Source organism: Pseudomonas sp. FG98, from assembly GCF_057808595.1.
The window spans coordinates 1-313 of record NZ_JBMDIJ010000203.1 but is presented as its reverse complement, the minus strand read 5'-3'; the positions used below and the strand labels follow the sequence as shown (position 1 = coordinate 313).

1 pseudogene is annotated in these 313 nt (G+C 70.6%); it reads right to left on the bottom strand.

From position 1 onward, the window contains the following. Positions 1-116: 116 nt before the first annotated feature. A pseudogene (locus tag ACODSK_RS32725) lies at positions 117-313 on the bottom strand (hypothetical protein); the annotation flags it as partial.

The following is a 313-nucleotide window of genomic DNA, read 5'->3' as shown; positions in this document are numbered from 1 at the left end:
CTCCAGCAGCGCGGCCTGTTGTCGATGGTGGTTCCACCAGCGGGTTTCGACCTTTTCCACGGCGTCGGCGTAGCACGCGGCGTTATGCCGGTTGAAGCGGAACGCCAGCACCCGCATCAGCAGCGCCAACAGCCACGCCACCAGGGCCAGGGCGCGAGCGCTGGCAGCCACTCTTCCAGCCACGGGCGCAGCAGCACCCCGGCGCAACCCACCAGGGCCAGCACCACCAGCCCGCCGACCATCCAGCGCAGGTACTGCGGCGGCGGGCGCAGCGGCCAGGCAGCGAAATGCGGCGCCGGCTTCATGGTTCCAC